The following is a 19,698-nucleotide window of genomic DNA, read 5'->3' as shown; positions in this document are numbered from 1 at the left end:
ACTGTAATAAAAATGATAAGAAAACAGCGCTGCTCCCTTTGGCGACCTATAAGCGTCTTATATTTTATATAGTCAAATTGGCTAGGCGAATTGGTCATGATTTAAAAACCGGATAGCTTGGCAAAAGCTACAGATATACTCAAGGCACAACTTAAAGATATGTTTTGCAAGTTATTCTTGCATTGTAAAATAAACCAATAGATACGGCTTGCATTGATAGATAAAATGCAATAATATCTTGCAATGGCGTTAAACATTTATGCCCCGCAATCACAGATTTACTGATGCGTAAGACTCGCACTACCACATATATATAGGCTTAAACGTAATGGCTGATAACAATAAAAAGAGCACTCAGGCTGAGCGACTGGTGCAGCTGCGCCGTGATAAAGGGCTGACCGCCGAGCAGCTAGCCCAAGCGATGACTGCCGCTGGCGCTAAGGTCAGTCGCGGCGCTATCTCTAACTGGGAGCGTGGCACCAACGGTATCGTCTCATCCAAGCTGCCGACATTGGCACGTATTTTGGGCTGTAGCGAAGGGTATTTGCTGCGCGGTGAGAGTGCAGCCGATACAGAGCTGCCATACCCTAGCAGCGCCCCTGAGGTAGTGATGGCGCAATCCGGAGGCCAGTATCGCGCGTTAGACGAGCATATCAGTCAATCCCAAAAACCAGTCAGCCAAGCTGATGCAGCCATGACACAAGCCCCTTCACCAACCAACCAGACAAGCGATCCCTTTATGAATACAATAAAAAAGTCTGACAAATTACAAAACGTCTGCTACGACATTCGTGGCCCCCTACTTCAGACTGCCAATAAAATGGAAGCAGAAGGCAAACGTATTTTGAAGCTCAACGTTGGCAACCCTGCGCCCTTCGGTCTAGAGGCGCCGCATGAGATTTTGCGCGACGTATCAATGAACCTGCCAGAGGCGACTGGTTACTCAGACTCGCAAGGGATTTTTTCGGCGCGTAAAGCGGTGCTGCAGTATTATCAGTCAAAAGGTTTGCTATCGGCAGTCGATGTACGTGATGTTTATCTAGGCAATGGGGTCTCAGAGCTGATTGTGATGACGATGCAGGCGCTGATGAATGATGGCGACGAGGTCCTCATCCCAATGCCTGACTATCCGCTATGGACAGCAGCAACTAACCTCTCAGGCGGTACTGCAGTACACTATCGCTGTAATGAAGATGACAACTGGCAGCCTGATATCGAAGATATTAAGTCCAAAATCACCAGCAAAACCAAAGGCATCGTCGTTATTAACCCGAATAACCCAACGGGGGCGCTATACTCTGATGAGAACTTGAAACAGATAATCGAAGTGGCTAAAGAGCATAATTTAATTATTATGGCGGATGAGATTTATGATCGAGTCTTATACGATGATGTCGAGCATAAGCCTATGAGCACGCTTACCGACGAGGTGTTAGTCCTATCTTATAATGGCTTGTCAAAATCGCACCGTATCGCAGGTTTTCGCGCCGGCTGGATGATGGTGTCTGGTAAAAAACAGCATGCCGCCGACTTTATCGAAGGCTTAGATATGCTCGCCTCTATGCGGCTGTGCTCAAACGTACAAGGACAGTATGCCATTCAAACAGCGATGGGCGGCTATCAAAGCATGAAAGAGCTGACCTCAGAGAAGGGCCGTTTATTTAAGCAGCGCGAAATGGCCATCTCACGTCTCAATGCAATACCTGGTATCTCTTGCACTATGCCGCAAGGGGCGTTTTATTGCTTCCCTAAGATGGACCCTGAGATCTATCCTATCAAAGACGATATGGAGTTTATGATGGATCTGTTGATTGATGAAAAGGTGCTGATGGTACAAGGTACTGGTTTTAATTGGGATACGCCTGATCATTTTCGCTTAGTATTCTTACCTAATCTACATGATTTAGAGAACGCTATGGATCGCTTGGATCGCTTTTTTGCCAAAAAGCGTCAGCAGTTTGGTACGGATTAGCCCCATCCACTATCTGTGACTGAGCACTAAGACAGGATAGGTTCTACATTTATAAAAAAACGCTTATCGGCATTAGGCTGATAAGCGTTTTTTATGAGAGTGTGCTCGTGTACAACACTGGCCACCTATCTGCAAACGTATCTTTGCATGATGGTTGCCGCTTTTGTTGGTTAAAAGATATTTTTTAGAACCACATAGCTTATCGCAGACATCGTAGCGGCAGCTGGTAAAGTGACAACCCACGCCAGACCAATTGGCTTCATTAGCGCCCAATTGGTGTCTCTGTTGACAATACCAATCCCCAATACCGCACCGACCAACGTATGCGTACTCGATACTGGCAGACCCATGGTCGAGGCGCCCATCACGACGGCAGCGGCGGCCAACTCTGCCGAAAAGCCAGAAGCGGGATGCATTTTTGCCAAATTGGTACCGACGGTTTGAATGACTTCTTTACCAATAAACCAAAGACCGACGATCAGCGCCACCCCAAACGTCAACATCACCGCTGGTGGCACTGCCGCTTGTGAGGCAATCTCATTGGTACGGATGACATCCATAATGGCCGCAAACGGGCCGACGGCGTTGGCAATGTCGTTTGAACCATGACTAAAGGCAAAAGCGGACGCCGTAAATACTTGCATCCAGCTAAACATAATAAAGGTCGCTTTGGTCAAGTCCTCTTTATGCTTACCGCGGATACTTTTGGTATAGATAAAGGTGGCCAACCAGACCAAGGCGGCAATCATGCCCATGATCAAAAAACCTTGTAGCGTCGTCAGGCTATTATTGACGTTTTTAAGACCTTTAAACACCACCAAAGACGTCATAATCGCGCCGCCAAGCGCGGCAATCATAGGCACCCATTGCTTGAGTGCTTTTAGCGTATCTAGACTGCTACGCTCATTTTCGATCTCATACAGCTTTTTGTAATAGTCCGTTTCTAAATCTTCGACGACACAATCATCATCTTTGTAGATTTCTTGGTCACGCAGCATCGCTGAGGTATAAGCCAGCTGCTCCGACTCGGTCAGACGCTCCAGATACTCTTTATGGTTTTGTTTTAAGACTTTTTTACTGGCTTTTAATTCACCAATATGAGCCTCGGTTTTATCATTATACTCGATGATGTTTTTCTTGATTTGACCGTACAATATATAGGCCAAGATACCGCCCAATAGAGGCGATAACACCCATGAAATGGCAATGGTGCCAACCGTGCCCCAATCGACTGTCGAGAGTGCCGTCGCGCTGCCACCCAAATCAAAGCCCAACACGATAGAGCTACCAACCACCCCGCCGATGATAGAGTGCGTGGTCGATACTGGCAGGCCTTTGCGCGTGGCAAACAACAGCCAAAATGCGGCCGCAACCAGAGCTGAGAGCATGACGTAAATGAACTGGTTGGGCGTGACGGTCAGACCATCTAAGTCTACGATGCCTTTGCGGATGGTGTCCGTCACTTCCCCGCCTGCCAGCACTGCGCCGGATACTTCAAATATCGCGGCAACCCCGAGTGCTTGCGGGATGGTCAACGTCCCTGCGCCCACCGAGGTGCCAAAGGAGTTGGCAACATCATTACCACCGATATTAAATGCCATAAAGACACCAAAAGCGGTGGCGACAATAAATAGCGTCGTTTGTTGACGCATTGTGTAATCTAGACCCCACCATAAAAAGTAGGCGGTCATCGCAATCAGTAAAATGGCAAAAAATAGATTTATTCTCATAGAGCCGACTGATTTGGCGGGCCCTGTAGAGCTGCTGCTAATACCCATACGTTGATACGTCCTGCGTAAGCTGATTGAAATTATATGCGATTAAAGACAAGCGTGCCGAAGGTAAAACCCTTAATGCAACATGTCACAAAGCCGCAAGGGATATTGCTCAATCGTCTGATTACAGCATCTTGCGGCTTAGATCTTTTGTGATGATAATGTTAGTACTTGATAACTGCTAATTATGATAAGCGTTGTCAGAGCTGTGATGGTCGGTGTATTACCAAAGGCACCAATACAGGTCACAAGACTCTATTTGCTACGTTTTGTTGGGTGTAGCAAGAAACGTTACGCGCCTATTATATTCAATATAAGCACATAATGCATGATGATATTACAAGATTTGTAACTGCTCATGGTTAGGGCAGATGATACCGTGTTTACCTGCACCATTATACGCTTATTTACGCCATACGCCTATAGTGACGATAGTTGTTCGATGGCATGATCCAAGACTTGCAGGCGCGCTTGGCGCTTTTCGTTGGTGGCAATGATGCACCATGGTGCCTTGTCTGTGTCTGTCCGTGCCAGCATATCAGCAGCCGCCTGTACATACCTCTCCCACTTATCGCGATTGCGCCAATCATCCTCCGTCAGCTTATACTGCTTGTGCGGTGTCTGCTGGCGTGCCTCAAAGCGCTGTAGCTGCTCTTTTTTGTCGATGGCCAGCCAGTATTTTATCACCAGCGTGCCTGCATCAGCTAGGTCGGCCTCAAAACGGTTGATTTCGTCATAGGCACGCTGCCATGCCGCCGCGTCAGCAAAGCCTTCGATACGCTCAACCAATACTCGCCCGTACCAAGTCCGATCAAAGATAGCAATACGGCTGATGCGGTCAGTATGCTCGTTGGGCAGTTTATGCCAAAAGCGCCACAAATAAGGATGCTGCAGCTCATGAAGCATCGGTGCCCCGATATTATAGACCTGATACTCGCGCGGATCGAGCGGCGCCACCAGCCTTTTGATCGCCCCGCCCTTGCCAGCGGCATCCATGCCTTCAAAAGCAAAGACGACATGCCGACCGTTGCGCGCACGCAGTAGCGCAGCCAAACGCGCTTGCTTGGCCGCCAGCGCTTCTTTATAGTCAGACTTGTCTATTTTTGTGCTGGTGATTTCTTGTAGCTGATTGGGAATAGCGACTGGCACGAAGGGGCTGGGATGAGACTTTGCCTTAGTGTCATCCTTCGTCTTGCTACTTGCCAGCGCTTCTTGTATGGCGTGCAGCACCTCATGACAAAAATGATCGGCAGCAGCAGACTTATCCTCCCCATCGATGATGACCCAGTCTGGTTGTTGTCTAAGCAGCGCGGTGGCCACCTCATTGAAGGTATCGACTATTTGTCTGTCGTGCCAGTCCATTTGATACAAAAACTGTGGGTCTGCTGTTTTGTCAGTCAGGCGTTTTTGCAACGTATCGACATCGACATGAAACCAGCACTTAAGCAGTCGCGTTTGGTTGGCCGCCAAGTCCTGCTCAAAGGCAGTTAGTTTCGCCAGCTGCTGCTGTAGGTAGTCTTGCCACTTGGTCGTCATACGAGACATCAAAGATGACGGCGCATCGTCTTGTTTGTTTTGACTCTTTGTCCCAGCGGCTGTTTCGGTAGTGTCTTTTACGCAAGTCATACGCATGACGTCATACAGCAGGTCAGCATACCAATTCCCAAAATACACCATCACGTCACCGTGACGTGGCAACACGTTGGTATGCGTTTGCCAAATCGGCTGATAGTCCAGTGGGCAGTCGCCAACGGTCGCCTCGACTTTTAGTAGCCGCGGATCTACCCAGCCTCTTAACTGCTTGACTGCTGTGCCTTTACCAGCTTGCTCCATCCCGTTGACCAGTACCAGCAGTCCTGTGGCTTTGTCATGGGTAGGCGGGCTTTGTTGCCGCGTTGCTCGCAGGGCGTATTGCGCCGTGACCAATGCCAGTCGCAGGGCATCTTTGTCCATAGAAAACTGGCTGAGCGGATTGGGTTTGAGACGCTGGCTGATGATTTTTTTATCAGCTGGCGTGCGTCCATCTGATGCACTCTGCTCTGCGGCATGGTTGTTTTTTGACATCGCATCCTCCGACCTAGTTGGCTTTTCATAAGCTCATCTAATGCTGATTCATTGCATCAATCTTGCAAAATTTTGAGCCATTTTTATACTAGCACTCAGCCAATAGACTAAATAACGTTGCTATGTAACCATTTGGGTAACAGTTTGGCATTTGTATTCTGTTTTATTTTCTTTTAAGGTGAACACTTTTTACGATACGTCCGTTTGCTACAGGCTGTCATTTAGAGATACGTAAGATATAGCTGCGTCTAAATAAATCAGATACATGGCTATAAAGCCGCTTTATAAAAAGTTGCACGTTGATATGAGCATATCGATTTTATAGCGAATTGACCGTACTGCTTGTTGACCTTGTCTTTATAATGGCGGTATTTTCATACGGTTTTTAAAGTCTTTATAGCGTTTTAAAAATTATTTTGCGCACAAAACCATTAAAATATGTCACTGACAGACAGGTAACACCACGCCATTTATCAGCACTTTGATAATATTATTGATTTTATAGGATTGATTGCCATGGCCGCTTTAGCCAACTTACAACAACACTTGACCCGCTTTTGGGCGCTGCCCTACCATCAAGACGATGCCCTAAACAATAAACTAAAAGACGTACAGTCATGGCAACAAACGCGCATCAAACACACGCACCATGAGCTGTTTTCTCAGCCCAAAAACCAACTGATGGCTGAGTATTTTTTGACCCAGTTATATGGCGGCGATGAGTTTAAGCTACTGGCCAAACAGTTGGAGCGCATTTTACCCAAAGCGCAAAAGCTTGAGCGCTTGGCAAAAGAGTCGGCACTGGAGACTGGCAGTATGGGCATTCAAGCGGCGATTTTGGCGATTGAGCTGGATTTGCATTTGGCGCAGTGGTTACTGACCCAAGAGTTGCCAGTGACCGACGACAATATGCTGGCCGCCTATCGTGCTGTCGATGAAGCAGAAGCACGCCGCGTCCAAATCGCCAACCTCAAAGACGTTTGTTATCGCACAGACAAACATTTAAACTCATTTATGCTCAAAAAAGCCTTTGCCTTAGCCAAAGGCACCGCCTATCGCTATAATTTTCAGCCACTGTATGATTTCATTGACACAGGCTTTCAGGCCATGAAACCACTCAAAAGCGTCAGTCATTTTATCGAGCCATTTTGCCAGCAGGAGCTTTTGATTATCGAGCAAGTGCATGCCGCGGATAATGACGGTAAGCCAATGAGGTTTGGTGTATCATAGACTGATAGTGTAGATTGGCTAATACCAACACGCCCTACCAAGAAAGTCATAACAATAACGAATAGGACACAATGATGACAGACAACACAGACAACGCCAACCGCGCCGCTACCACCCACGAGCCATCCAAGCAGGCCGAGCTGCAAGACAGGCTCGTCAAAGAAAGCATCCGTCATAATCAAGACATCACAGCGCAAGCACAAGCGCGGCAGACAGACGCTCAGCGCAGCCAACACCATGACTTTACCCAAGTCCAAGACTTACCCACCGGAACCCCACAAGGTCAACAAACCACTATGCCTAATACGATCAATGACAGTGCCGACCCTAGCGCTGCGCAAGCACAAACTACCAAGCAGACGCTATTTAATCAGCGCGATGACATCAACAACCCGCACACGCCTGAAACCGATGGTAATGAGCAGACACACTTTGGCTATAAGACAGTCAATAAAGCAGAAAAACAAGCACGTGTGGCTGATGTCTTTACTTCTGTTGCCAAAAAATATGACATTATGAACGACCTCATGTCATTTGGCATCCATCGTCTATGGAAGCGTTACGCGATTAGCTTGTCAGGCGTGCGCGCCGGTCAGCAGGTACTCGATATCGCTGGCGGCACCGGCGACTTGGCCAAAGTGTTTAGCCGCGAAGTGGGTCGCCACGGCCATGTGGTACTATCAGACATCAACGCGGCCATGCTAGAGGTCGGCCGTGAGCGCCTGATCAATGCAGGGTGCAACAACGTAGACTTTGTATTGGCCAACGCTGAAACACTGGCACCGTTTGATGATGAAAGCTTTGATTTGGTGACCATCAGCTTTGGTCTACGCAACGTCACAGACAAAGACGCAGCGCTGCGAGCCATGTACCGCGTACTAAAGCCAGGTGGTCGCTTGTTGATTTTGGAGTTCTCAAAGCCCGTTTTTGAGCCACTGTCTAAAGCCTATGATCTGTATTCATTTACAGCGCTACCGATGATGGGCAAGCTAATTGCCAATGATTCTGAAAGTTACCAATACTTGGCAGAGTCGATTCGTATGCATCCTGATCAGCAAACGCTAAAGCAAATGATGCAACAAGCTGGCTTTGAAAACTGTGATTATCACAATCTCACCGCCGGTATCGTCGCGGTGCATCGCGGTTTTAAGGCGTAATATTGCTTAGTATTTAGCACTTAGTATTTAGCGTTTAGTAAGTAGTGCTTAATGCTGCGTCTTTTGTACTGCATGATGGGATAACGATGGTGACTATTGAGCCGCCACACTCTGTAGTCGTTGATTATTATAAACTTAGCGCTGTTGTTAGGCGCTTCACCAAATACGCGAGAGCCTTATGCTGACTGTTTTACTTTTGGCTGGTGCCGAAAAGCTGATTAACCTTGCTATCGCTAGCGATGACATTACCAAAGCAGGATTGGCCCCGCTTGCTGGTAAAGTATTGCGGCTGGAGATGGCCGTGCCTGAGATTCATCTAGATGTGCTGTTTAGCCATGAGCGTTTGCGCTTTGAGCCTGTGACCACGGACAGTGTGTTTGAGCCAAGCGGCACTATGGATGAGCGGCAAAAAGCCAGTAGGCAGCGCGCGCGTATCGGTCACAGCCGACCAGATTGCACCATCACAGTCGACAATCCTGCCCAACTGCTCAACCTGATGCGCGGCACCGAAGGCAACCTGCCTATCGCAGGCGACTATAAGGTACTCATGCAGCTAAAACAGCTGGTCGCAGGGTTTGACCCTGACGTGGCAGGACAGCTGGAGCCTTTCATCGGCAAGCCCATGGCCAGCCAATTACACCTGCTCATCTCTCAGCTAAAAAGCAGCTGGCGACATAGTGCCAAACGCGCATTTGATGACGTCAGCGATTGGGCCAATGATGTGGCAGGCAATGCCGCACCTGACCCCGCTGAGGTGGCAGAGGTCAATGACCTCAGGCAGCAGCTTCTCAAGCTACGTGCTGATGTGGCGCGCGAAGAAGCGAGACTTGCAGCCATCAAAGAAGAGCAATCACGTTTTCTTAACAACTCGTTTCATCAGTAACTGGTCTGGCGCGTGTTGAATATTTAACAAACCCTAAGCACCGCGCTACCCTATTTTTGAATTTTTTAGAGTGCTTATTTCTCATGCTACTATCTCACCGCGCCCGTTTGTTTGAGCTTTGGCGTATCGCCGCCACTTATCGTATCGATACGCACCTGTCTTTAGAAGAGATGCCGCAGCTACAGCCTATCGCGCGCTTGATTCGTCTGCACCCTGCCGCGTGGGGCAAAAAACATCAGCCCAACGCCATCAAGTACGCCCTAGAAGACATGGGCACGCTGTTTTTAAAACTTGGCCAGCTGCTCTCTACGCGCCGTGATCTGGTGCCACCCGAGATCATTGAGCAGCTGGTGCAGTTACAAGACAAAGTCAAACCCTTCGACGCTGACGTTGCCATTGCTCAGATTCAGCACTCAAAACACGGCCTCGGTCAACCAATCAACACATTGTTTGCCCGCTTTGATGTCAAGCCACTAGCGGCGGCATCTATCGCCCAAGTACACACCGCGGCCTTGCATGATGGTCGTGAAGTGGTGGTAAAGGTAGTGCGGCCTGATATTCGCGCCACTATCGTCTCTGACTTTGAGCTACTGCGCGAGCTGGCCGGCTGGGCATCGGCGCGTATCGAAGCGGCGCGCGCGGTACATATCATCGATATCGTCGAAGACTACCGCCAAGTGATGCTCAATGAGCTGGACCTGACCTTGGAGGCGGACAATACCACGCAGATGCGCAATAACTTCTTAGGCTCGGCACTCATGTATGTGCCTGAAGTTTATGATGCCGCCAAAAACGTCATGGTCATGGAGCGCATCCAAGGCGTTCCTATCTCGCAGGTTAAGGTATTTGATAAGCTGGGTTATGACCGTGCAACACTGGCAGAAAAAGGCTTAACGATATTTTTTACCCAAGTATTTCGCGATAACTTTTTTCATGCTGATATGCATCCGGGTAATGTCTTCGTTGAGACGCCACCTGTCAAAGATTTATACGATGATACGGCAAAGCTTGGCCATGAGCCGCGCTATATCGGCCTTGATTGTGCCATCATGGGTACGCTATCAAGAGACGATCAGCTGGTGGTGGCGCGGATGCTGCTGGCGGTGATGAATAACAACTTCACGGCCGTGGTAGATATTGTCAGCCGTGCAGGCTGGATACCACCTAACGCCGACAAGCATGCGCTCATGCGTGACATGAAACGCACCGTCGGTCCGATGCTACAAAAATCCATTAACGACATCGATTTTGCTGGAGTATTGATGCAGATTTTGGATATCGCCCGTCGTCATCATATGAGTATTCCGCCACAGTTAATGCTACTGCTCAAAACCTTGGTACATGTCGAGGGACTGGGGCGCGACCTATATCCTGAGCTTGATATTTGGTCGCTTGCCAAGCCCATCCTTAGCGGCTGGATCAAAGAGCAGCTCGACCCTGTACGCAACTTACAACAGCTGCGCCAACAATTACCAGAGCTGTTATTATCGACCACGGATATCCCAAAACTACTCGATCAAGGCTTACAGAGCCTTGCCACTCAAGGGTCGCGACAAGACAGTCAGCTCAGAGAAATACAGCAAATCCGAGCGGATATGCTCAATGACCGTCGCCGCGACTGGCTGGCACTCTCAGGCTTTGCTATCTTTATTGCGATTGCCACGCAAGTCGGCTGGTTTGCGCCTGTCTTTTATCTATTGGCCATCGTCGTGGTTGTTTGGCGAGTACTGGCCTAATTGCTCTTTTAGCGCTCGTTATGCCATTGGCGTATATTGTTTTAGGGCGTATCCTCATTTTAAAAATGGCGATAAAAATGAGATAAATTGCCGCCAAACAAGGAAAATAGCGCGGATAATATCGAGATATTCGTCAGCTATTTGAACACGTTTGGCCAGATTTAGCCAGATTTAGCCAGATTTAGCCCATTTGGATAGCTATCGATTGACTTGAGGACACGCCCTAGTCTACGTCCAAAAAAATAAAAACACATGCTGTCTAACAAATTATATATGTGTAGGAGTCATCCATGTCTGCCCTATCCGCCTTACCTGCATCCGAGCCGCACGATAGCACTACGCCCGATCACAGTGCGGCCATAGCTGCGCTACAGATACGCTTTGGCAAACAGCTGAGTGTCAATAAAGCGGTACGCGAGCAGCATGGTCATACCATGACATGGCTTGCCAACCAGCCACCCGATGCGGTGTTGACCGTGCAGGATAAACATGAGGTCGCCGCGGCTGTCGATATTTGCAACCAGTATCAGATGCCAGTGATTGCTTTTGGTATAGGCTCATCCTTAGAAGGTCAGCTAAACGCGCCTTTTGGCGGGCTATGTATTGATATGCATGCGATGGATGCAATCTTACAAGTCAATAATGAAGATCTGACCGTGACCGTACAGCCTGGCGTCACACGCGAGCAGCTCAATCATTACCTGCGCGATACGGGGTTATTTTTTCCGATAGACCCAGGCGCTAATGCCAGTATCGGTGGCATGGTGGCCACTCGCGCCTCTGGCACCAACGCTGTGCGCTACGGCACCATGAAAGATGTGGTGCTCGCTCTAGAAGTCGTGACCGCCAACGGGGAGATCATACGTACAGGCACACGCGCCAAAAAGTCGGCCGCTGGATACGATCTAACACGGCTTATGATCGGCTCAGAAGGCACGCTAGGCATTGTCACCGAAGTCACGCTCAAGCTGTTTGGTATTAGCGAATGTATTGCTAGTGGCATCTGTCACTTCCCAACGATTGAGGACGCTTGTCAGGCGGTGATGCTTACCATCCAGATGTGCTTGCCAGTTGCCCGTATTGAGCTACTCGATGCCATGCAAATCAAAGCCTGTAATCAATATGCCAATCTAGACCTGACTGAGACGCCAACTTTGTTTGTAGAGTTTCATGGCACGGACGCGGGCGTGGCTGAGCAAGCAACTATCTTTACGGACATCATCAAAGAGTTTGGCGGTAGCGATTTTGCGTGGGACACGGACGAGGCCGAACGTAAGCGTCTGTGGCAAGCGCGGCACAATGCCTATCATGCCAGCTCTGCCCTACGGCCTGAAGCCAGCGCCTTATCGACCGATGCCTGTGTGCCTATTTCGCGCTTGGCAGAGTGCGTCAGCGCCACGGCAAAAGACATCGAGGCATCAGGAATGATTGGCCCTATCGTCGGACATGTGGGTGATGGCAACTTTCATGTTTTATTATTGGTCGATACCGATAACCCTGAAGAAATCGCTACTGCCGATGGCATCATTAGCCGCCTGGCCATGCGCGCCATCGAGATGGATGGTACGTGCACAGGTGAACATGGTATTGGTCAAGGCAAGCAAAAATACATGCAACAAGAGCATGGTAATGCCTTAGTATTAATGCAAGCCATCAAATCAGCGCTCGACCCCAACAATATCCTAAACCCTGGAAAAATATGGCCGAAAACCATGGTCGCAGATTAACAGCTTACGCCGACCTATAGGCCATCCGATATGACAATTTTTCATTGAATGGCTTGATAGCGACGTCTCTGATTTAAACGAAGAAGCGCCGCCTTTTAATCAACCAAAAGGCGGCGCTTTTTGTATAAAGGTGTTTTGGCCAGTTTTATATCATCTCACATGACATAGCCTATAACATTTGGTCAATGGCCATCTGCGTCAATACGCGACCACGAGCCGTACGTAATACGTAACCTTGCTGAATCAAATACGGCTCGATGACATCCTCAAGCGTGCCGCGATCCTCTGCCATCGCCGCCGCTACCGCCTCAACCCCAGCTGGCCCTCCATCAAAGCGCTCTTGCAATATCTCGATATAGCGCCTGTCTAAATGGTCAAGACCGCGTCTATCGACCGCCAGCATATCCAGCGCACTGCCTGCTATCACGCCATTGATACGGCCATCGCCTTTGACCTCGGCATAATCACGTACACGGCGCAACAAACGGTTGGCAATCCTTGGGGTGCCGCGTGCACGGCGCGCAATCTCGACCGCACCGTCTTCACTCATCGGCACGCGCATCAAGCGCGCCGCGCGTGTCACAATGGTAGTCAGATCTGCGATATTATAAAACTCTAACCGCTGAACGATACCAAAACGATCTCGCAGTGGTGAAGTCAAAAGCCCTGCACGCGTGGTCGCTGCCACCAACGTAAATGGCGGCAGGTCCAGCTTGATAGACCGCGCCGCTGGCCCTTCACCAATCATAATATCCAGCTGAAAATCTTCCATCGCAGGATAGAGTATCTCTTCGATGACAGAGCTTAACCGATGAATCTCATCGATAAACAGCACATCACCTTCCTCTAAGTTGGTCAACATAGCAGCCAAATCACCAGGTCGCTCAAGGACAGGCCCCGAGGTTGAACGCAGGTTACCACCCATCTCGCGCGCGATGATATTGGCCAGAGTCGTCTTACCTAGCCCTGGTGGCCCAAAGATAAGCGTATGATCCAACGCTTCATCACGGCCGCGCGCCGCCCCGATAAATACTTCCATCTGCTCACGCACGACAGGCTGGCCAATATACTCTGCCAGTAGTGCTGGGCGAATATTGGCATCAGGCGCATCACTGGCGCCCTCTAGCGGATTAATTAAACGATCTTGCATCATAGTTTTATCATTATATTAAAAAAGTGAAATCATACAAAACATCATAAAGCACCGGCGCACGAAAGCACAGACGTAAACAAAAATAAGCGACAATCGATGTCGCTTATCTCAGGTCGCCTATGTCAGTTCGCTGTCAAGCGCATTCGGCATACCCTAATTAATAATAAAAACTGCCTTAAAAGCCTGACAACTGCTGCAAAGTCGCTTTTAGTAAACTTTGCGTATCAGCAAACGTATCTCCACTACGCTTAGCCGCTTTAATCGCTTGCTGCGCTTCTTTTTCTTTGTAGCCTAGGCTGATAAGTGCGCCCTCGACCTCAGCGATGATGCTGCCTTCGTGAGAGGCTGTGGTTACCTGCGTTGGTAGCTCTAACAAATCATTGTCGACTTCGATATTTTTTAGCTTGTCTTTAAGCTCGATTAATAAACGCTGCGCGGTTTTTTTGCCAATCCCTGGGATACGCGTCAATGCACTCTCTGACTCTTGCTCGACATGCATCTTAAGCTCAGCGGCCGACATAGCAGACAGCATCGCTAACGCCATTTTTGCTCCCACGCCATTGATTTTGATAAGCTGACGAAACACTTCACGCTCTTTGCGATCGATAAACCCATAAAGCAGCTGCGCGTCTTCGCGCACATGCAAATGCGTCCAGATGCGAGCCTGCTGATCGAGCTGTAACTGACAAAATGACGGCAATGGTAGCTCGATATCATACCCCACGCCAGATGCGGTCAAAATACATGCCGTTGGTGCCATCAGGTACGCGACCTGCCCTGTAATCAGTCCAATCATCATCCATTACCTATCATTATAAAAAATAAACCGCGCCATACTCTACGCTTACTACTCAATATTTTGGTTTAAAAACGCCTATGTAAAAACGTACACATAAACCTCTTGCCCTTACACCCAGCCATTTAGAGCAAAAAGGCGTTTGCATATCGATATGACAAACGCCTTCTTTAATAAGCTCAGCCCTACTTGTCAGGCTTAGTTATAAAAATCAACCATACCTTCAAGACTGATTGGGCGAATCTTGTGCGCTTGACCAGCAGAACCAAAGGCCTCAAAACGGTTGGTACAGATGTCAGACATCGCGACCATAGAGGCTTTAAAATATTTACGTGGATCAAACTCACTTGGGTTTTCTACCAAAAACTGGCGGATAGCACCTGTGGAAGCCAACCGCAAATCGGTATCGATGTTTACTTTACGCACACCGTGTTTGATGGCCTCGACGATTTGCTCAACGGGCACGCCGTATGTTTCACCGATATCACCGCCATTTTCGTTGATGACTTTGAGCCACTCTTGCGGCACAGAAGACGAGCCATGCATGACCAAATGCGTGTTTGGGATACGGGCATGAATCTCTTTGACTCGCTCGATAGATAGGATATCGCCTGTCGGTGGACGTGTAAACTTATAAGCACCGTGACTGGTACCAATCGCAATGGCGAGTGCATCGACATTGGTATCTTTGACAAACTGCTCGGCTTCGTCCGCACTGGTCAAGAGCTGCTCATGGTCCAACACACCCTCTGCTCCTGAGCCATCTTCTTCACCCGCCATGCCAGTCTCAAGGCTACCCAAACAGCCAATCTCACCTTCGACAGAAACGCCGCACGCATGCGCCATCTTGACCACTTCGCGTGTGACGCTAGCGTTATAATCGTAATCCATTGGGGTTTTGCCGTCCTCACCCAGTGAGCCGTCCATCATCACCGATGAAAAACCAAGCTGAATAGAGCGTTGGCAAATGGCGGGCGACATACCATGGTCTTGGTGCATCACTACAGGAATGTGTGGCCATTCTTCTATAGCAGCGATAATCAGATGACGCAAAAACGCCGAGCCTGCATATTTGCGAGCGCCAGCACTGGCTTGGACAATGACCGGTGAGTCGCAGGCGTCGGCCGCCATCATGATTGCACGCATCTGCTCTAAGTTATTGACATTAAAAGCAGGCACCCCGTAATTATGCTCGGCGGCGTGATCTAGAAGTTGACGTAATGATATTAAGGCCATAAAACGCTCTCTGATTAAAGTTTTGGATAGTATGTAAAATAGCTTTTGAAATGATAGCAGCAACATAGCGCTGCCTATATGACTCGCCCAAAGCTGTACACTCAATGATGTCAAAACTGCCCGTCTGGCAAAACCATTGGCAGCTGGCAATAATAGACGCTCATTATCGTGCGCTGATTATAGCAAAAATTGCCTTGTCTTCGTAGCGGTTGCCTGACTATTTATTTTGTGACGGATTGACTATAAAGAAATGCTTGTAGTGTTTCGCCATCACCATACAAAAAGCCTTGGCAATCGCCAAGGCTTTTTTAGTATTTTGAGGGCTTATAAAGCAGCTGTTTTATGAGACAACCATTATAGAGCAGTCATAAAAAACTGCTTATTTAGCGAGCTGTATATCAATCTATCAGTAGTCAAACAGTGATAAAAAAGGTTTGAACCGGTCAAACGATGCTGATTTACTAAGCGACTAGTTTTGACAAGCTACTGATTATCGAACCTATTAGTACTGCTGCTCAGCATCAACTGCGATATCATTTGCGCCGTCAGCCACTGCATTTGCGCCATCAGCTACCGCTTCGGCAGTGTTTGCTACTGCTTTGTTGGTACCATCAGCGATTGCATCACCTGTGTTTTCTAGAGCGTCTGTCGCAGCCGCGCCAGCAGTTTCAGCGCTTTCGGCGACTTCAGCGCCAGCATTTTGGGCAGCAACTTCTGCTTCAGCAGCAGCAGCTTCTGTCTCTACAGCGGCGGCTTCAGTGTTGGCCGCAACATCATCACCGGCAGACTCAACAGCAGCTTCAGTATTTTCTTCTGTTTGTTGGCTACACGCAGTGATAGCAAAAGTACCAGCAAGTACGCTAGCAAGTAACAAATGACGTTTTAACATAATAAACCTCTCGTAAATAAAGCATGTCAAAATACATGGTTGCGCTATTTTATAGAGTGCAAATAAGACATGCAATAATAATTTTCAGTGTATAAACAAATAAATACGACTTAATAATAATCGGCGGCCATCAATGCCGAAGTCTGTCATACAGAGTACTATATTGATGGCCGTCCTCTTATTTCCACAGCCTACCTTAGATGATTCATCATGGCTGTACATCTAGTGTTACTAACGTACTAAGTAACGTTAAACGTTAAAGGTTTACGCGTCTATTTGCAGAGCAGCAACTGCAGGCAGCACCTTACCTTCGACGAACTCTAAGAAAGCGCCGCCACCTGTAGACATATAACTGACGCCATCCGCCACTTGATATTTATCAATGGCAGCTAGCGTATCACCGCCGCCTGCGATAGAAAACCCAGCACTATCTTTGACCGCTGCGGCCAATATCTGCGTACCCTGCCCAAAAGCATCCACTTCAAAAACTCCAACTGGACCATTCCATAAAATGGTCTTGGCATTGATGATAGCCTCAGCCAAGCGCTCAGCGCTTTTTGGCGCGATATCCAATATCATGTCGTTGTCGCCGATAGCATCGACCGACTTAATGGTCGCAGTGGCTTGTTGTAATGAGCCAGTAAAGTCGGCAAAGTCAATATCGCCTTTATCAGCCACCACCACAAACTCAGGCAATAAAATCTCAGTTTTACTCATAATATCGCGAGCGCTATCGATCAAATCCGCTTCATACAATGATGCACCAACGCTATGACCTTGCGCCGCCAAAAATGTATTGGCAATACCGCCACCAACGATGATTTGGCTACATACCTCAGCTAAGCTATGCAGCACTTCAAGCTTGGTCGATACCTTTGAGCCACCCACGATAGCCAGCATCGGCTGAGCTGGTGTCTCTAACGCCAAACTTAGCGCATCAAGCTCTGCGGCCAACAACGGCCCTGCGCAGACCTTTTTGCCTGCTTGGTGCATGGCTTGAGTGACGCCCTCTGTCGATGCCTGCGCGCGATGCGCGGTACCAAAGGCATCCATCACAAACACATCGCACAAATCTGCGTATTTTTTTGCCAAAGCAGCTTCGTTTTTCTTCTCGCCTTTGTTAAAACGGACGTTTTCTAGTAGCACCACTTCACCTGCTTTGATAGACACGCCTTGAGTCAGATAGTCAGTGTCTAACCGCACAGGCGCAGCCAGCTTGTCGCTAAGATAATCAGCGACCGGTGCCAATGAATAAATGGCTTCAGGGCTGCCTTCGGTTGGACGCCCAAGATGTGAGCAAACAATCGCAGCCGCGCCTTTTTCTAGCGCCATCTTAATGGTAGGTAAGCTTGCTTGTAGGCGCGCATCACTGCTGACTTTGCCATCTTTGATTGGCACGTTTAAGTCTTCTCGAATCAATACAACCTTGTCCGTTAAGCTCAGCTCACTCATACGCAAAAAATTCATTAACTGCTCCTCTACATCATCTATTGTTAATCTACACTGGACTGCTCGATAAGTCCTACTACCACATATTTATGGTCAATCCTAAATAAAACTGACACCATCGATACGATGCCGCACTATGCCCCCTGAGTGGTAGCGCTCAGGCCGATCAAAAACACTCTAGTAAGAATTTGTGGCGGTGTATTCTAGCAGTTTTCTGCCACGCTCTCCTATCAAAGCGTGGATTAAATATTACTCAGCAGACAATCACACAAAACCGGCTCGACAAACTGAAGATAAAAATCAGCATTTTATAAAACCAGTAACATTTCGTGGTGGCACTCATGGATTGCGCTGTTTATGATAAATCTACACTATGATGACCTTAGGCTAGACCAGAATAAACGCAGGCTCTGCCAAACACGGGCGCTAGCCTAACTGTTTAGAGAATAATAACAACAACCTACTAGGAGAAAACCATGAGTATCGATCTAAAAACGGCAAAACAAAACCTATTAAAACTCAAAGAAGAGTACGAAACTCGCATCGACAAAATCGAAGAACATATCCAAAACCCACAGGACGACCTCAATGAGCACTGGGAAGACCAAGCCATCTCCTACCGTCAAAACGACATGCGAAAAAACCTCATGGCTGAGGCGCGTCAAAGTCTAATTTATGTAGAAAACGCGCTAAGCCGTATCGAAAACGGTAGTTATGGAGAGTGCGAAGTATGCGGCGAGCCAATCGAAGAGCAGCGCCTAGAAGCCCTGCCCTATGCTACGTTATGTATGCAACACGCCAAATAGCGAATGGCTTTTGACTTATCCTTGTGACTTATTTCGTCTTGTGGCTTATATAGTTAACCTACTTTAGGACGATTTTATATTGGATTGACGATACTTGGCCATCAGGCCTTTACGTCACCGGCAGCGGCATGCCACTTTGCAAACGCTTGCTGCCACTGCTGACAACGAGGTGCTATCTGCGCAATAGGCAAATCCATAATATCTCCAACAACAGCCACATATTTGATGGGCAAACCTGCCAGCGCGCCGACATTCTCAGCACTTAACCCGCCTATCACGCAGATATCGATGCCTTGCTGGCAGCCTTCTTTTAGCTGCTGGTACGAGATGGTATCGGCTTTGGGCTTGGTCGTAGAAGCAAAAACAGCACCCATGGCCGCATAGTCTGCGCCTTGCTGCTTGGCTTCTTTGACCAGCGCCACTTGTCCATGACACGTACGACCAATAATCTGATCCGGACTTATTTGGCGCTTGGCATCGACCATCTTGCCATCTTGCTGACCTAGGTGTACCCCGACACCGAGCTTGGCCGCCAGCGCACTATCATCATTGATCACAACTGGTACCTGATATCTTCGTGCCAGCTCGACAATTTGCTTGGCTTCTGTCAACAGTGTTGCCGCACCATCTGGCAATGCCGCTGTTTTTTTACGGCGTACTTGCAGCAGACCGACCAGCCCTGTTGCCAGCGCGGCCTCTAGCTTTTGATAGAGTCGCTCAAACTCATCGTCGTTCGTCAGTAAATAAAGCTGAGGTACGACAGCCGATTGCAAGTGATTCATACCACGAGTATCCTTTTTGATATAAAAAAGGCCGTTATATGAT

General features: G+C 48.4%; 15 protein-coding genes. 7 read left to right on the top strand and 8 right to left on the bottom strand.

Annotation, left to right across the window (positions count from 1 at the left end; genetic code table 11):
• The first annotated feature begins 328 nt into the window (after positions 1-328).
• Positions 329-1,972 carry an aminotransferase class I/II-fold pyridoxal phosphate-dependent enzyme gene (locus JMX98_RS03210; RefSeq protein ID WP_201584687.1) on the top strand — a complete coding sequence of 548 codons (1,644 nt, stop codon included), beginning with the start codon at positions 329-331 and terminating at the stop codon, positions 1,970-1,972.
• 170 nt (positions 1,973-2,142) lie between these two features.
• On the opposite strand, the gene JMX98_RS03205 is transcribed toward JMX98_RS03210, so the two are convergent.
• Both JMX98_RS03205 and JMX98_RS03200 read right to left on the bottom strand, forming a co-directional pair.
• Positions 2,143-3,750 carry an inorganic phosphate transporter gene (locus tag JMX98_RS03205; protein WP_201584684.1) on the bottom strand — a complete coding sequence of 536 codons (1,608 nt, stop codon included), beginning with the start codon at positions 3,748-3,750 and terminating at the stop codon, positions 2,143-2,145.
• Between the two features lie 417 nt (positions 3,751-4,167).
• Entirely contained in the window at positions 4,168-5,811 is a 1,644-nt protein-coding gene (locus tag JMX98_RS03200; RefSeq protein WP_201584682.1) for an ATPase, read from the bottom strand.
• A 516-nt stretch (positions 5,812-6,327) separates the two neighbouring features.
• Between JMX98_RS03200 and JMX98_RS03195 the strand changes: the two genes are divergently transcribed.
• From JMX98_RS03195 to JMX98_RS03175, 5 genes are all read left to right on the top strand, one after another.
• On the top strand, positions 6,328-7,041 hold the full coding sequence (locus JMX98_RS03195) for an FFLEELY motif protein (protein ID WP_201584679.1): 714 nt from the start codon (positions 6,328-6,330) through the stop codon (positions 7,039-7,041).
• A gap of 74 nt (positions 7,042-7,115) precedes the next feature.
• Positions 7,116-8,198 (top strand): bifunctional demethylmenaquinone methyltransferase/2-methoxy-6-polyprenyl-1,4-benzoquinol methylase UbiE, encoded by a 1,083-nt coding sequence (ubiE, locus tag JMX98_RS03190; protein WP_227680001.1) that lies wholly within the window; start codon positions 7,116-7,118, stop codon positions 8,196-8,198.
• A 178-nt stretch (positions 8,199-8,376) separates the two neighbouring features.
• A complete protein-coding gene (locus JMX98_RS03185; protein ID WP_100749894.1) occupies positions 8,377-9,081 on the top strand; it encodes an SCP2 domain-containing protein in 705 nt (234 codons plus the stop codon).
• An 83-nt stretch (positions 9,082-9,164) separates the two neighbouring features.
• Positions 9,165-10,817 carry an ABC1 kinase family protein gene (locus JMX98_RS03180; protein ID WP_201584677.1) on the top strand — a complete coding sequence of 551 codons (1,653 nt, stop codon included), beginning with the start codon at positions 9,165-9,167 and terminating at the stop codon, positions 10,815-10,817.
• Positions 10,818-11,107: 290 nt separating this feature from the next.
• Positions 11,108-12,544 carry an FAD-binding oxidoreductase gene (locus tag JMX98_RS03175; protein WP_201584674.1) on the top strand — a complete coding sequence of 479 codons (1,437 nt, stop codon included), beginning with the start codon at positions 11,108-11,110 and terminating at the stop codon, positions 12,542-12,544.
• Positions 12,545-12,713: 169 nt separating this feature from the next.
• On the opposite strand, the gene ruvB is transcribed toward JMX98_RS03175, so the two are convergent.
• The 5 genes from ruvB to JMX98_RS03150 all read right to left on the bottom strand — a co-directional run bounded on the left by ruvB (position 12,714) and on the right by JMX98_RS03150 (position 18,085).
• Positions 12,714-13,694, bottom strand: coding sequence for a Holliday junction branch migration DNA helicase RuvB (gene ruvB, locus JMX98_RS03170; RefSeq protein WP_105246349.1), 981 nt, complete (start codon positions 13,692-13,694; stop codon positions 12,714-12,716).
• A 178-nt stretch (positions 13,695-13,872) separates the two neighbouring features.
• A complete protein-coding gene (gene ruvA, locus JMX98_RS03165) occupies positions 13,873-14,493 on the bottom strand; it encodes a Holliday junction branch migration protein RuvA (protein ID WP_075100770.1) in 621 nt (206 codons plus the stop codon).
• Positions 14,494-14,691: 198 nt separating this feature from the next.
• The gene (fba, locus tag JMX98_RS03160) at positions 14,692-15,729 is read right to left on the bottom strand and encodes a class II fructose-bisphosphate aldolase (protein WP_075100769.1); all 1,038 of its coding nucleotides are present in this window, start codon (positions 15,727-15,729) and stop codon (positions 14,692-14,694) included.
• A 502-nt stretch (positions 15,730-16,231) separates the two neighbouring features.
• A complete protein-coding gene (locus JMX98_RS03155) occupies positions 16,232-16,618 on the bottom strand; it encodes a hypothetical protein (protein WP_201584672.1) in 387 nt (128 codons plus the stop codon).
• A 264-nt stretch (positions 16,619-16,882) separates the two neighbouring features.
• A complete protein-coding gene (locus JMX98_RS03150) occupies positions 16,883-18,085 on the bottom strand; it encodes a phosphoglycerate kinase (protein WP_201584670.1) in 1,203 nt (400 codons plus the stop codon).
• A gap of 458 nt (positions 18,086-18,543) precedes the next feature.
• Between JMX98_RS03150 and JMX98_RS03145 the strand changes: the two genes are divergently transcribed.
• Entirely contained in the window at positions 18,544-18,873 is a 330-nt protein-coding gene (locus JMX98_RS03145) for a TraR/DksA family transcriptional regulator (RefSeq protein ID WP_075100661.1), read from the top strand.
• 101 nt (positions 18,874-18,974) lie between these two features.
• Here the strand turns inward: JMX98_RS03145 and JMX98_RS03140 are convergent, their stop codons facing one another.
• Positions 18,975-19,655 carry a thiamine phosphate synthase gene (locus tag JMX98_RS03140; protein ID WP_201584667.1) on the bottom strand — a complete coding sequence of 227 codons (681 nt, stop codon included), beginning with the start codon at positions 19,653-19,655 and terminating at the stop codon, positions 18,975-18,977.
• Between the last annotated feature and the right edge of the window lie 43 nt (positions 19,656-19,698).

The organism is Psychrobacter sp. HII-4, assembly GCF_904846595.1.
Taxonomy (GTDB): Bacteria; Pseudomonadota; Gammaproteobacteria; order Pseudomonadales; family Moraxellaceae; genus Psychrobacter; species Psychrobacter celer.
Note: the sequence above shows the minus strand (reverse complement) of the source record. Positions and strands in the feature narration are given on the sequence as shown.

What these genes read in the sequence shown, in the direction of transcription:
- JMX98_RS03210 (WP_201584687.1), top strand. Translation starts at nt 329, where the DNA reads ATGGCTGATAACAATAAAAAGAGCACTCAGGCTGAGCGACTGGTGCAG.
- JMX98_RS03205 (WP_201584684.1), bottom strand. Translation starts at nt 3,750, where the DNA reads ATGGGTATTAGCAGCAGCTCTACAGGGCCCGCCAAATCAGTCGGCTCT.
- JMX98_RS03200 (WP_201584682.1), bottom strand. Translation starts at nt 5,811, where the DNA reads ATGTCAAAAAACAACCATGCCGCAGAGCAGAGTGCATCAGATGGACGC.
- JMX98_RS03195 (WP_201584679.1), top strand. Translation starts at nt 6,328, where the DNA reads ATGGCCGCTTTAGCCAACTTACAACAACACTTGACCCGCTTTTGGGCG.
- ubiE (WP_227680001.1), top strand. Translation starts at nt 7,116, where the DNA reads ATGACAGACAACACAGACAACGCCAACCGCGCCGCTACCACCCACGAG.
- JMX98_RS03185 (WP_100749894.1), top strand. Translation starts at nt 8,377, where the DNA reads ATGCTGACTGTTTTACTTTTGGCTGGTGCCGAAAAGCTGATTAACCTT.
- JMX98_RS03180 (WP_201584677.1), top strand. Translation starts at nt 9,165, where the DNA reads ATGCTACTATCTCACCGCGCCCGTTTGTTTGAGCTTTGGCGTATCGCC.
- JMX98_RS03175 (WP_201584674.1), top strand. Translation starts at nt 11,108, where the DNA reads ATGTCTGCCCTATCCGCCTTACCTGCATCCGAGCCGCACGATAGCACT.
- ruvB (WP_105246349.1), bottom strand. Translation starts at nt 13,694, where the DNA reads ATGCAAGATCGTTTAATTAATCCGCTAGAGGGCGCCAGTGATGCGCCT.
- ruvA (WP_075100770.1), bottom strand. Translation starts at nt 14,493, where the DNA reads ATGATTGGACTGATTACAGGGCAGGTCGCGTACCTGATGGCACCAACG.
- fba (WP_075100769.1), bottom strand. Translation starts at nt 15,729, where the DNA reads ATGGCCTTAATATCATTACGTCAACTTCTAGATCACGCCGCCGAGCAT.
- JMX98_RS03155 (WP_201584672.1), bottom strand. Translation starts at nt 16,618, where the DNA reads ATGTTAAAACGTCATTTGTTACTTGCTAGCGTACTTGCTGGTACTTTT.
- JMX98_RS03150 (WP_201584670.1), bottom strand. Translation starts at nt 18,085, where the DNA reads ATGAATTTTTTGCGTATGAGTGAGCTGAGCTTAACGGACAAGGTTGTA.
- JMX98_RS03145 (WP_075100661.1), top strand. Translation starts at nt 18,544, where the DNA reads ATGAGTATCGATCTAAAAACGGCAAAACAAAACCTATTAAAACTCAAA.
- JMX98_RS03140 (WP_201584667.1), bottom strand. Translation starts at nt 19,655, where the DNA reads ATGAATCACTTGCAATCGGCTGTCGTACCTCAGCTTTATTTACTGACG.